This window comes from Maribacter sp. UH1 (assembly GCF_056839145.1).
On the sequence record NZ_CM166387.1, the window covers coordinates 3497962 to 3511535 of the forward strand.

General features: G+C 35.8%; 10 protein-coding genes. 8 read left to right on the plus strand and 2 right to left on the minus strand.

Going from position 1 to position 13574, the window contains the following annotated elements:
- Window positions 1-17: 17 nt before the first annotated feature.
- From UH1x_RS15110 to bglX, 8 genes are all read left to right on the plus strand, one after another.
- Complete coding sequence (locus UH1x_RS15110; RefSeq protein WP_482622705.1) at window positions 18-950, plus strand: PorP/SprF family type IX secretion system membrane protein; 933 nt, start codon at window positions 18-20, stop codon at window positions 948-950.
- A gap of 11 nt (window positions 951-961) precedes the next feature.
- On the plus strand, window positions 962-2899 hold the full coding sequence (locus UH1x_RS15115) for an OmpA family protein (RefSeq protein ID WP_482622706.1): 1938 nt from the start codon (window positions 962-964) through the stop codon (window positions 2897-2899).
- Between the two features lie 283 nt (window positions 2900-3182).
- Window positions 3183-6461, plus strand: coding sequence for a sensor histidine kinase (locus UH1x_RS15120; RefSeq protein WP_482622708.1), 3279 nt, complete (start codon window positions 3183-3185; stop codon window positions 6459-6461).
- Window positions 6439-7506: a response regulator gene (locus UH1x_RS15125; RefSeq protein WP_482622710.1), complete on the plus strand. Its 1068-nt coding sequence runs from the start codon at window positions 6439-6441 to the stop codon at window positions 7504-7506. The genes UH1x_RS15120 and UH1x_RS15125 overlap by 23 nt, the downstream gene beginning before the upstream one ends.
- A gap of 178 nt (window positions 7507-7684) precedes the next feature.
- The gene (locus UH1x_RS15130) at window positions 7685-8170 is read left to right on the plus strand and encodes a hypothetical protein (protein ID WP_482622712.1); all 486 of its coding nucleotides are present in this window, start codon (window positions 7685-7687) and stop codon (window positions 8168-8170) included.
- Between the two features lie 169 nt (window positions 8171-8339).
- Window positions 8340-8747, plus strand: a complete 408-nt coding sequence (locus UH1x_RS15135; RefSeq protein WP_482622713.1) for a hypothetical protein — start codon at window positions 8340-8342, stop codon at window positions 8745-8747.
- A 149-nt stretch (window positions 8748-8896) separates the two neighbouring features.
- Window positions 8897-9262 carry a hypothetical protein gene (locus tag UH1x_RS15140; RefSeq protein ID WP_482622714.1) on the plus strand — a complete coding sequence of 122 codons (366 nt, stop codon included), beginning with the start codon at window positions 8897-8899 and terminating at the stop codon, window positions 9260-9262.
- Between the two features lie 239 nt (window positions 9263-9501).
- Window positions 9502-11775 (plus strand): beta-glucosidase BglX, encoded by a 2274-nt coding sequence (gene bglX / locus UH1x_RS15145; RefSeq protein WP_482622715.1) that lies wholly within the window; start codon window positions 9502-9504, stop codon window positions 11773-11775.
- Window positions 11776-11847: 72 nt separating this feature from the next.
- Here the strand turns inward: bglX and UH1x_RS15150 are convergent, their stop codons facing one another.
- Window positions 11848-12324, minus strand: coding sequence for a Dps family protein (locus tag UH1x_RS15150; protein ID WP_482622717.1), 477 nt, complete (start codon window positions 12322-12324; stop codon window positions 11848-11850).
- A gap of 176 nt (window positions 12325-12500) precedes the next feature.
- Complete coding sequence (locus UH1x_RS15155; protein WP_482622719.1) at window positions 12501-13559, minus strand: ArsO family NAD(P)H-dependent flavin-containing monooxygenase; 1059 nt, start codon at window positions 13557-13559, stop codon at window positions 12501-12503.
- Between the last annotated feature and the right edge of the window lie 15 nt (window positions 13560-13574).

A 13574-nucleotide genomic window follows, 5' to 3' on the forward strand; every position in this document is an offset into this window, starting at 1 on the left:
CCTTTAAAAAAGATACGATGAACAAATATTTTCTAACCATTATAATTACCGTTGCGGGACTCTTTATGGGTCATGCGCAGCAAGATGCGCAGTACACGCAGTACATGTACAATACGATATCGGTGAACCCTGCGTACGCAGGTTCCCGGGGAGTGTTGAGCATAGCGGCACTCCACCGTTCGCAGTGGGTGGGGCTTGACGGCGCGCCTACGACGCAGACGCTGAACTTCCATACCCCTGTATCCGAACATGTAGGATTGGGATTGTCCGTAGTAAATGACGAGATTGGTAACGGTACCAACCAGGATACCTATATCGATGCGGCGTTCAGCTATACGGTAAAGACCTCGGAGGAGGGGAAGCTGTCGTTCGGACTAAAAGCGGGCGGACACCTGTTCAACGTGGACTTTACCAAGTTAAGGAACTACGGGGCGGAGAGCAACCTGCCGAATATCGACAACAAGTTCTCGCCGAACTTCGGTGCTGGTATCTATTACCATACGGACCGTTTCTATACGGGACTATCGGTACCGAACTTCCTGCAGACCGAACATTTCGACAGTTCCGATACGAACAGTTCCAGTTTGATCGCGCAGGAGCGTATGAACCTCTATCTGATCACGGGCTATGTGTTCGAACTAAAGAACGATGTAAAGTTCAAACCTGCGGCACTTGTAAAAGCGGTAAAAGGTGCACCGTTACAAGTTGACCTGAGCGCGAACTTCCTGTTCAACGACAAGTTCTCCTTGGGAGCGGCGTACCGATGGGACGCTGCGATCAGCGCACTGTTCGGTTTCCAGCTGAACGACCAGTTGATGCTGGGTCTGGCATATGATAAGGAAACGACGGACCTTGGAGCTACAACGTTCAACGACGGATCCTTCGAGATCATGCTGAGGTATGAGTTCCTGAACAAGTACAAACGAGTGATCACCCCAAGATTCTTTTAATAAAAAACGACATGAAAAAAACAGGATATATTTTTTGTGGCTTGGCGGTAATGGCTATGATGGCAAACGCACAGGACAAGAAGATACAGAAAGCGGATACAAAATTCACGAACTATGCCTATGCCTCTGCGATACGATCGTACGAGCAATTGGTAAAGGACGGAAATACGGAGGAGGATATCTATAAGAACCTCGGGAACGCGAACTATCTGAACGCGAACTACGAAGAGGCATCTAGCTGGTACGGCAAACTGTTCGCATTGGAAGGCGCGGATATCGACCCGGAGTATATGTACAGATATGCACAAACACTTAAGTCATTGGAAAACTATGACGAATCGGATACATGGATGCAGAAGTTCAAGAGTGCAAAAGCGAACGATCAACGTGCCATCACTTTTGGAGAAAACCAGAATTATCTGGAACAGATCGAGGAACGTTCTGGCAGGTACGAACTGAAGAACATAGGGCTGAACTCGAAGGTATCGGACTTTGCACCTTCTTTCTATGAAGACGGATTGGTGTTTTCTACTGCAAGGGACAGCGGACTGCTAACGAAGAACATCCATAAATGGAACAACGGCTCTTTCTTGAACCTGTACAAAGCTGAACAGGACAATCAGGGTAACTTTACCAATGTAGACAAGTTATCCAAGCAACTGAATAAGAAGACCCATGAATCGTCAACGGCATTCACCAAGGACGGAAGCACGATGTACTTTACACGTAACAACTCCGACGAGGGCAAGTTCGAAAGGGACGAAGAAGGGGTAAGTAGGTTAAAGATATACAGGGCTACCAAAGAAAACAATGAATGGAAAAATATAGAGGAACTGCCTTTCAACGGTGACAGCTATTCGGTAGCACATCCTACGCTGAACAACGATGAAACCAAATTGTATTTCGCCTCGGACATGCCGGGAACGAAAGGGGAATCGGATATCTATGTTGTGGACATCAACACGGACGGTACTTTTGGTACACCGAAGAACCTAGGACCAAGAATCAACACGGAGGCAAGGGAGACCTTTCCGTTCGTAACGGAATCTAATAAACTATATTTCTCTTCGGACGGGCATCCGGGACTAGGGGGACTTGACGTCTTCGCAACGGACCTGAACAATGAAAGGGGAGAGATCTACAATGTAGGACGTCCTTTGAACGGAGAGGAAGACGACTTCTCGTACATTATCAACGAAGAGACGAAGAAAGGCTTTTTCGCATCGAACCGAAAAGGAGGACAGGGCAATGACGATATCTATAGTTTTATAGAAATGACACCGTTGGACTTCACCTGCCATACAAATATTACGGGAATCGTAAAGGACGAGAAGACCAATGCACTGTTAACGGATGCATCGGTAACGGTATACGACAAGGATAACAAAGTGGTATCGAGCTCGAGCACGGATACCAATGGAGCATTCGAAATGGAAGGCAACTGCGCGGAAGGAAGCTACAAAGTAGTGGCGACCAAAGTGGACTATGAAGAAGGTAACAAAACCTTCATGACGGTTAAGGCTGAAGACGCGACCGGCATAGAGATCGTACTGGCACAGGTAGACCCATCGGCACCTGTAGGCACCGACCTTGCGAAATACCTGAACATAGAACCGATCTACTTTGATTTTGACAAGTACTTCATCAGGGAAGATGCCAAGATCAGCATAGAAAAGGTATTGGCATACCTTAACGAATACCCAAGTGTAAACGTACAGGTACGCTCGCATACCGATTCACGTGCGAACGATGCGTACAACATGCGTTTATCCGCGAACAGGGCAAAGGCAACAGCCGATTACCTCATAGCAGCGGGTATATCAAGCAACAGGATCTCATATGAAGGTTACGGCGAAACGGAGCTTACCAATGGCTGTAGCAACGATGTGCCTTGTAGCAAAGAGAAACATCAACTGAACAGAAGGTCAGAGTTTATTGTGGTAGAATAACCAACATAAACCAAAACATATTGGGAAGGGAAGGAGCATAGCTCCTTCCCTTTTTTTGTTACATAATTATAAACATGATATTGGTCATATTTATGTAGGGTACTCAATAATACATTTGTCAATAATTAATTATTGATTTTCATATAAATGAAAAGTTGAATAGTTCATATTCTTTGTTAAAACAATAAATAACCTACATGTTGTTTAAGGATTATTTTTTCACAATAAGAATTCTTTTATGCTATGGAAATAGAACATTCAGAAAACCTATAAATCAATTATAATGGCAGAAAAATTTTCAGATAATGACCTCTTTAAGGGAATATTTGAATCTTCTGTAGAAGGTATTTTGGTTGTATGTCAAGATGGTAAGATTATTAAGGCTAATTCTTCGGTCGAAAAAATATTTGGTTATGAATCTGGTGAACTGACTCATAAAATAGTTGAAGACCTAATTCCGCATCAATTTAAAAAATCACATAAAAATTATAGAGAAGAATTTTATAAAGCCCCGGTAACCAGAGCAATGGGTAAAGGAGGTCATTTGTTGGGTATTAGAAAAGATGGTACTCAAATACCATTGGAAATAAGTTTAAGTCCTACCAAAATACATGATAAAAATGTAGTTGTAGCATTTGTAAATGATATAACAGAAAGGCTGTTAGCTTTAAAAAAAGCAGCAATAAATACAGAGAAAATGAATGAGGCACAAAGCCTTGCTCATGTGGGTAGTTGGGTTTGGGATTTACAAACAAATGAAAGAGAATGGTCTGATGAGTTTTATAGAATATGTGGTTTAGAGCCAGGTGATGATATACTTACACCAGAAAATGCTAAAGAATTCATTCATCCAGACGACCGTCAAGCCACTGCAGAAGGTGTAAAATATGCTATTAAAAATCACACCTCTTTTATAAATAAAAAAAGAATAATTAGAGCAGATAGCTCAATAAGATATGTTGTTGCAAATGGGAAAGCCACTTATGATGAAGATGGTAAGCCATTAGAATGGTTTGGAACCATTCAAGATATAACGGAGCAAAAAGAGACTGAAAAGCAATTAGAGGATAATTTGTCTAAAAATAGAGCTTTACTAGGTGCGCTTCCAGATATGATGTTTATACTAAATCATGAAGGTGAATTTATTGATTGTTATGCCACAGAACCAGAGAAACTGTTTGCTTCACCTGCAACTCTAATAGGGGCAAATATAAAAGAAGTATTACCAGGTCATATTTATAAAGAGGTGCGTAAGGGAATGGATAAAACCATTGAGAGTGACGAGCTTCAGTTTATTGAATATGATTTTGAAGGAGAAAACGGCAGGCAATTTTACGAGGGTCGTATTGTTCCTATGAACAAAAATCAAGTTTTAACTATTTTAAGAGATATTACTGAAGAAAAAGTAATAGAAAATGTGCTATATGTTCGTAACCGTGCTTTGGCGGTAACTGCTAATGGAATTATTATTTGTGATGCTCAAAAACCAGATCTTCCTATTATTTACGGTAATGCAGCTTTTACAAAAACTACAGGTTATGAGCAAGCAGATTTTATAGGGAAGAATTGCCGTTTTCTTCAAGGTGAGGATAAGGGACAGCCTGAAATTAGCAAAATGTCTGATGCTATAAAAAATGGGGAAGAGTGTAAAGTAGTTTTAAGAAATTATAGAAAAGACGGGTCATTGTTCTGGAACGAAATAAGTATAACTCCGATTTACAATTCTAGAAAAGTATTGACACATTTTGTGGGTATACAAAGTGATGTTACAGTTCACGTAGTTGATGAGATTTTTAAAATAGGACAATCTCATGTGATGGATATGATTATACAGCATGAGCCATTAAAAAGTATTGCGTTTAAAATTATAGAAACTATTGAATCTGCTATACATAATTGTAAAAGTTCAATTCTGTTATTGAATAAAGAATCTGGAAAATTAGAAAAATTAGCGGCACCTAGCCTTTCAGAAAGTTATACAAGGGCCATTGAAAAAATGTTTGTTGCGCCTGATAATGGTTCTTGTGGTACAACAGCTTATTTCAAGAAAGAGGTTATCGTTACAGATACACTAAGTGATCCTTTATGGGGAAATTTTCAAGAATTAGTTTTAAAAGATAATATAAATGCATGTTGGTCCTTTCCTATATTTTCATCTAATAAAGAATTATTAGGAACTTTTGCAATTTATTTTCCTATTTCAAGAAAACCTCTAGACACAGAAAAGGAGATTATCTATATCATAACACAAGCAATTAGTGTAGCAATTGAGCAGCACAATGTTGGTGTTGCTTTAGATAATAGCCGGCAACAATTAGCTACATATGCCGAAGCTTTGGAAAATAAGGTTAATGACCGTACTATAGAACTAAAGGAAATAGTTCAGAAATTGGTTGAATCTAATTTAAGCTTAGAAGATCAAATTCAGTATACAAAGTTGGCGGAAAACAATGCCATTACTAGCCGTAAACTTTTAGAGACAATTTTCAAAAATTTTCCGGGAGGCTTTGTTGGTGTAGTTGATTTAAATCTGAAAATACTATTTCTTGAAGGAGAAGATTTAGATATTCTTGGTTTTAGAGAAAGTATTCATATAGGCGATACCATAGATGATATTAAGGTAGTAGCATCTGAAGTACTTGAAAAGGTTAAGGAAAAGCTATTAAAAACCATAGAAGGTGAACACTGTTCTTTTGAATTAATAATACAGGATAAACCGTATTTGGTAAATACCACACCATTGTTCAATGAAGAACAAGAAGTTGAAAATGCATTAATAGTCTATAATAATATTACAGACCAGAAGAGGGTAGAAATAGATATTAGAAATACATTAACGAAGGAAAAAGAATTAAATGAGCTAAAATCACGTTTTATTTCAATGGCTTCTCATGAGTTTAGAACACCTTTGAGTGCTATACTTTCTGCTACAAATCTTATGGAAAGACAAAATGGTGATGGTCTTGAAGTGAAAAGATTAAAATATATAAGTAAGGTCAAAAACAGTGTAAAGAACCTGGTGGCTATTTTAAATGATTTTCTGTCATTAAGTAAGTTAGAAGAAGGCAAAGTAATAGCAATACCTACCTTATTCAATGTCGTTGAATTTTGTCAAACTTTAGTAGAAGAAATTCAAGGTATTAAAAAGGAGGGTCAAGTTATTGAAATAATGTACAGTCAGCATCAGATAGAAGTAGGGCTTGATGTTAAATTATTGAGGCATATTGTACATAATTTATTGTCAAATGCTATTAAATATTCTAACGAGAATAAAAAAATAACCTTAAAAATAGCAACCGAAGATTCGAAACTTCTTTTTAAAGTTATAGATCAGGGTATCGGAATTCCTGTTGAAGATCAGGGTTATATGTTTCAGCGTTTTTACAGAGCAAATAATGCTGCAAATTATCAGGGTACCGGCTTAGGGTTAAATATAGTTAAGCAATATGTACTATTAATGAATGGTATTATAGGCTTTCAGAGTGAACTGAACAAGGGTACAACCTTTACTGTTGAACTACCTTTAAATCTATTGGAAAATGAAAAAAGTACTACTTATTGAAGACAATCTAGATATACGCGAAATGACCGCAGAACTTCTAGAACTTGAACATTATGAAGTTAATACTGCTGAAAATGGTAGAATTGGTGTTGAAAAAGCAAAATCATTTAGACCAGATGTTATTCTCTGCGATATAATGATGCCTGAACTTGACGGTTATGGTGTATTTAAACAATTAAGTGAGGATTCCAGTACGGCGAGTATTCCTTTTATTTTTCTAACGGCTAAATCTGAAAAGTCAGACTTAAGAAAGGGAATGACTTTAGGTGCAGATGATTATTTGACAAAACCGTTTGAGGCAGAAGACTTAATTGAAGCTATAGAGGCAAGACTTAAAAAGAGCTCTTTTTTACGTAAAGAGTTTTCTAGAAATACTAAAGGTATAAACGAGTTTATAAAGGAAGCTTCAAAATTTCAAGAATTAAAAGACCTTTCAGAAGACCGAGAGCTAATTCATTTAAAAGCAAAAGAGGAGATTTTTTCTGAAGGAGGTATGGCTTATAACTTATATTTTATACAGAGTGGTGAAGTCAAGACATACAAGCATAATGAAAATGGTAAAGAGTATATAACGGGCATGTTCAAAGCAGGTGATTTTATAGGACAGCTTTGTGTTTTAGGAAGCTCAGGGTTATACACGGAAACCGCTGTGGCACTTAGTAATTGTGAAGTATGCTGTATACCCAAAAAAGAATTTACACAGTTATTATTCAATAATAGGGAGGTGTCTAATAAATTTATTGCTATGGTGTCCAATAACGTACTTCATATGCAAGAGCAGTTAATGGGTATGGCCTTTGACACAGTGCGTAAAAGAGCAGCTACGGCATTATTAGAACTATATGATAAAGGTCTAGTTAAAGATGAAGACCTGGGAATAAGTATTTCCAGAGAAGATTTTGCAGGTTTAATAGGCACAGCTACAGAGACTGCCATACGTGTACTTTCTAGTTTTAAAGAAAAGGGGATAATTCAATTAGGAACTTCTAGGAGTATTATATTATCAGATAGAAAACAACTGCAGCAGGTGGCAGACTTTGGCTAGTTTAATTATCTGATTTCATTCGAAAAAACTGATAATAACTAATCTTTTTAATTCGATAAAATTTAAAAGATTATTTTGAGTATACTGACTTAGGTCAGTGATATTCATATGGTGTACTTGTAACTTAGCTATAGAGAATAGCCAATTTTAAACTTGATGTCTCTAAATAGTTAGCATAATGAATGTCCCACACTCAGAGTTAAAAAAAACTTTCCTAAACTCCTATACTAATTTTGCTGAATTAGTAAATGCATTATTAGCAATACGCGAAATGAATGATGATAGCATAGGTATTTCTGTTATAGGTAATGCAAACGATACAGATGATTCCCATAAGTTAGCATTACATAAAAATGATATGCAACAATTACTTAAAAAAATAATAGGAGATGAAACAGAATTTGATTCATTCTATAATCGCGAGTTAGGTCATTTATTTGTATCCGGTTTTTTAGTGTCTACTTTTCTCAATCCGATTGGTAAAAGTAATATTGGTATACTTTCTGGAGGACCTTACGGAGTGTTAAGAGGATTTGGAGTTAGTGAACAGCAAGCGGCAGAAAGCGTTAAAAATCTCAGTAATGGTGATTACCTACTTGTTATTAGAGGTAATAATCTAACAATTGAGAAATTAGCAACAAAATTACTTGGCTTAAGACAATAGATTATAGCAATAAATCAAGTAATATTCTTTTGTATTCTTATTGAACCAAGTAATTTTTTTAATAAAAATATTTTGCTAGACTGACCTAGGTCATGGTATTCTCTTTCATATATCTGCATTTTTATATGGTATTTAAACAAATAATGTAAACTGTTTACTTCTATATATTATGAAAACAAAAACAATAAATCCGAAAGCAGAATTATTATTAGGTGCAGGTTTAGACGTACTTCATTTTGAAAGTGAAGAATGGTTAAGCAACATTGCATTTTATAAGTATGAAACTACATTTTTTGCTGACTTGTTAGAAAAAAATAAACCGAAAGATGATGCGCAAAAATCTTTTGGAAAAATACTTAAAGATCTAGATAAGGTTCATTCAGAATTGTTTGATTATCTAGCTCATGATATTATGGAACATGAAAAAATGCTGTCATATTTAGAAATGGGTGAACCTGGCTTGTCTGATTCTGATTATAGAGAAAAGCATCGTCAGCTTAAAGCACGACTAGAAAGTTTTACAAGTAATTTTCGTCAGTTTAAGCTAATGGTTTTTGATTATATAAAAAGTCTTTAGTTTCTGTTTTTTTGGTGATGGCTATTCTGAACTGTTCAGTAAATTCAGTGTAGCTGTCATCTTAATTACTTCAAGCAGATTAGTTTTTTTATATAAATGTTTGTGCAATTCTTCAATTAATTTTTTCATCTCTTAAAACTGGTTCTATTATGCAAGTCTCCATTTATAAATTAGAACAAAAATATACGGATAGTATCAACAATTTTATGGATTTCTATTATGGATTGCGATTGTATTATTTTGCAAGTGATTTATTGTATGATGGACTTTCTCCAAAACAAATTAGTGATGCTGTTACTAAGGCAATGAATGTTGCTAAAAATTCTAAACTAAATCTAAAAGAACATTTTAAACCGGTTTTTAGTAGTATGAATAACGAGGTTATAAGTGACTGCAAGCTATCTCGTTTAGGGTATGGTCTTGTTCTATTAAATGCAGAAACAAATCTTTCTGTAGTTGGTAAGTGGCAACTTAAGGTTTTAGATCGGTTCTTAAATGGTGATTGTAACCATTAGAACTATTTTATTGTAATCTAAAAAAATACTTTTTACAAATTCTTTATTCTTAAAATTGAAGAACGTTTTACCTTATTTCTAAAAGTTAAATAAGGTTTTACTTGATTAAGAAAATCACATACTATCATACTTTTTTTGTGTTTTTAATACTCTTGGTATTTATCATAATTTTAGAGTAAATTCGAATCTTCTATGGTTCTATTTTATTGACCATTAAACTCTTCATTATAATAAAAAGCATGAAAAAATATATATTAATTGCCTTCTGTTTATTTGTATTTAACCATAGTAATTACGCACAGACAAAATTAGATGTTGTCATAGAAAAGAAAATAGATTCTTTAATGGGTCTTATGACTCTTGAAGAAAAGGTTGGACAAATGAACCAGTATAATGGTTTTTGGAATGTTACGGGTCCTGTTCCAAAAGAAGGTGATGCCTCTAGTAAATTTGAGCATCTTAAAAATGGTTGGGTAGGCTCTATGTTAAATGTTACCGGCGTAGAAGAAGTACGTAAGGTACAGAAGATTGTAGTTGAAGAATCTAGATTGGGTATTCCTTTGGTTATTGGTTATGATGTAATACATGGTTATAGAACGCAGAGTCCAATACCATTGGCAGAATCTGCTAGTTGGGATATGGATGCAATAAAAGCTTCTGCTGCAATGGCTGCCGATGAAGCATCTGCAACGGGTATAAACTGGACTTTTGCCCCAATGGTAGATATATCAAGAGATGCACGATGGGGTAGAGTAATGGAAGGCGCAGGTGAAGATCCTTATTTGGGTAGTCAAATAGCAAAAGCAAGAATTACCGGGTTTCAAGGAGAAGACCTTTCTGCACCAAATACTATAGCGGCTACAGCTAAACATTTTGCTGGGTATGGCTTTTCTGAAGCGGGTAGGGATTACAATACGGTAGATGTAGGTACGTCAACATTATACAATACTATTTTTCCTCCGTTTATGGCAGCAATAGAAGCTGATGTAAAGACATTCATGAATTCATTTAATGTACTTAATGGAATACCAGCTACGGGAAATTCTTTTTTACAAAGAGATGTTTTAAAAGGAGAATGGGACTATCAAGGTTTTGTGGTTTCTGACTGGGGTTCAATGGCTGAAATGGTTGCTCATGGATATTCTAAAGATGGCAAATCTGCTGCGGAAAGTGCTGCAAATGCCGGTAGTGATATGGATATGGAATCTTATTTATATGTAAAGCATTTAAAAAATTTGGTAGATGAAGGTAAAGTTTCCCTTGACAAAATTGATGATTCCGTAAGACGAATTTTAAGGGTAAAATATGAATTAGGTCTTTTTGATGACCCTTATAAATATTGTAATGAAGACCGAGAAAAAGAAGTAATAGGAAGTGATAAAAATAAAGCGATAGCTCTTGATATGGCAGAAAAGTCTATAGTGCTTCTAAAAAATGATGACCAGTTGCTTCCTTTAAAAAAGAAGGGAATGAACATAGCGGTTATTGGTCCTTTGGCAGCTGATAAGAATAGTCCATTAGGTGGTTGGAGACTTGCCGCTGAAGATAATTCTGCAGTATCGGTAATTGAAGGCTTAAAGAAATACAAAGGAAACAAACTGCACCATGAGAAAGGAGTGGAGCTAGTAAAGGGTAAGGAAGCTTTCGTCTTTGAAATTGATATAAACACTACAGATAGAACTGGTATTGCAGAAGCTGTAGCAGTAGCTAAAAATAAAGATGTAGTAGTAATGGTCTTAGGAGAGCATGGTTTTCAATCAGGCGAGGGTAGAAGTAGAGCAAATTTAGATTTACCGGGTTTACAACAAGAATTATTAGAAGCAGTGTATGCGGTCAATAAGAATATAGTTTTGGTTTTAATGAATGGAAGGCCGTTGACCATTAATTGGGCAGATGAAAATATACCAGCAATTGTAGAAGCTTGGCAATTGGGTTCAACTAGTGGTGATGCTATCGCCAAGGTACTTTATGGTGATTATAACCCAAGTGGAAAATTACCAATGACTTTTCCAAGAAATGTTGGGCAGGTACCATTGTATTATAACTATCTAAGTACAGGAAGGCCAACATACCCTGGTAATGATCTTGTTTTCTGGACACATTATACAGATGAAGTAAATACACCTTTGTATGAGTTTGGTTATGGATTGAGTTACACTGAATTTACCTACAAAAACATAAAGTTAAATACAAACTCATTAAGCAAAACCGGAGAGTTGAAAGTAAGTTTCGATTTGTCGAATACCGGTAAATACGAAGGTAAAGAAGTGGTACAACTATATATTCAGGATTTATTTGCCAGTATTGCTAGACCTGTAAAAGAATTAAAAGATTTCAAAATGGTTTCTCTAAAGCCAGGTGAGACTAAAAATGTGAGCTTTACCATCACTCCTAAGACGTTAGAATTTTATTCTGCAAATAATAAGTGGGAATCTGAAACGGGCGACTTTAAAGTTTTTATTGGTGGAAGTTCTGTTACCCAATTAGCGTCTGATTTCACATTGATCGATTAAAATAACAGCTTCTAGTATTTAAAAACTGAACATTAGAAGCTGTTGTCAATTTATATCATGTATCAATTGTAATCATTTTAGGTGAGAGCGCAACATCCATGCAGTTTTCTCATGTTGTTCCATTAAACCGGTAATATAATCACTGATACCCTCAGCCTTCCATTTGTCGGCAATAGGTGTAATTTCTTCCCGTATAAAAATGATTATGCTCTCGTGGTCTTCTAATAACTCTGCGAATATGCTTTGACTATCATTTCCGCCTTTTGTTTTTTCGGTAAGATGCGTTAATTGAGAGTAGTCTTTTAAAGTTGCTGGTACATAATGACCTAATGCTCGTATTTTTTCAGCTACGGTATCTACCACCTCTTGTTGCTCTTCATACAACGTTTCTAAATAAAGGTGTACCGAATGAAAATCAGGTCCTTCTAGGTTCCAATGAAAATTTAGCGTTTTTGAATAGAGTACAAATTCATCTGCTAATATTTTTGATAATTGATCAGTAATAGCCTGTCTATTTTCTTCTGAAATTCCTATGTTCGGTGTTCTCATTTTTGTAGATTTTTATATACGATATACCAAAGTTATTGAGATTCAAAAACGATTGTACTGATACAAATCATGTTATCGATTTTTAAGAAAACTTTACAATTATAGTATTATTGAAAGAAAAGACTAAGCTTTGTATGTACAGAAATCAGAAACGGAAATATGCTTCAAATAGATTTTTAGCTATCAGAATTAGTAAGTGATTCTCTGATTTCTTTTACAGTTTGGCGGGCTGTTTTACCCACGCCGTAAATGGTAGCAGAGGCAAAACCGGTCCAATTACCATAACCTACAAGCCATAAATTAGGCTCTTTTATTGAACGGGTATTAGTAGTCTCTATTTTATTATTTTCTACAACCCCTAATGATTGCAAGTGTTTTAAATTAGCTTTAAAGCCAGTACACCAAATAATAGCATTAAACTGTTCTTTGGTTCCATCTTGCCAGATAACGCCATGTTCATAAAACTCTTTGAAAGGACGAACGGCATGTAATACATTTCTACTTCGTGCCTCTTTTACACTAGCCACCATAACAATATTTGCCAAGGAAATGCTATGATTCTTCTGGGATGTGTCTTTTGATTTACCTAGAAATTTTTGTGTTGCTTCATTAAAAAGGTAGCGCCCGTCAATATCATCAGGTAGAAACTGAGGCTCCTTTAATGTTACCCATTGTGTAGTTGTTACTTTTGATACTTCTGCTAATATTTGTGCTCCAGAATTTCCTCCACCTATAATCAAGGTTTTTTTGCCTTTAAAAATATCTGGATTATTATAATCTACAGAATGTACTTGTATACCTGTAAATGTTGTCCTTTTTGGGTATTCTGGTATAAACGGATTTCCTGACGTTCCGGTTGCACTTACTATGGTCTTTGAATAAAAAACTCCTTTGTTGGTTTCGGTTTTAAAGAGCCCATTTTCTTTTTCAACTTTAAAAACATCGGTTTGTCTTTGAATAGCAAACTCATATCTTTTTTCATAGGCAGATATGTATGCTAGAAATTCTGATTTTGAAGGATATTCATTTTTACCTATAGGCATGCCCCAACCAGATAGGGAACTGTATGTTGAAGGCGAGAATAGTTTAAGACTATCCCAGGTTTTTAACCAAGATCCACCAGCTTCTTTTTGATTATCTAATATAAGATAGCTCAACGAGCTTCTTCTTAAAAAATAGCCAACGGATAACCCTGCTTGTCCGCCGCCTATAATTATAATATCGTATATTTTCAAATCAAGTATTGTTTT

Excerpts from the sequence above, each read along its gene's own strand:
- UH1x_RS15140 (WP_482622714.1), top strand. The coding sequence starts at position 8,897 with ATGCAAGTCTCCATTTATAAATTAGAACAAAAATATACGGATAGTATC.
- UH1x_RS15125 (WP_482622710.1), top strand. The coding sequence starts at position 6,439 with ATGAAAAAAGTACTACTTATTGAAGACAATCTAGATATACGCGAAATG.
- UH1x_RS15150 (WP_482622717.1), bottom strand. The coding sequence starts at position 12,324 with ATGAGAACACCGAACATAGGAATTTCAGAAGAAAATAGACAGGCTATT.
- UH1x_RS15120 (WP_482622708.1), top strand. The coding sequence starts at position 3,183 with ATGGCAGAAAAATTTTCAGATAATGACCTCTTTAAGGGAATATTTGAA.
- UH1x_RS15130 (WP_482622712.1), top strand. The coding sequence starts at position 7,685 with ATGAATGTCCCACACTCAGAGTTAAAAAAAACTTTCCTAAACTCCTAT.
- UH1x_RS15110 (WP_482622705.1), top strand. The coding sequence starts at position 18 with ATGAACAAATATTTTCTAACCATTATAATTACCGTTGCGGGACTCTTT.
- UH1x_RS15135 (WP_482622713.1), top strand. The coding sequence starts at position 8,340 with ATGAAAACAAAAACAATAAATCCGAAAGCAGAATTATTATTAGGTGCA.
- bglX (WP_482622715.1), top strand. The coding sequence starts at position 9,502 with ATGAAAAAATATATATTAATTGCCTTCTGTTTATTTGTATTTAACCAT.
- UH1x_RS15115 (WP_482622706.1), top strand. The coding sequence starts at position 962 with ATGAAAAAAACAGGATATATTTTTTGTGGCTTGGCGGTAATGGCTATG.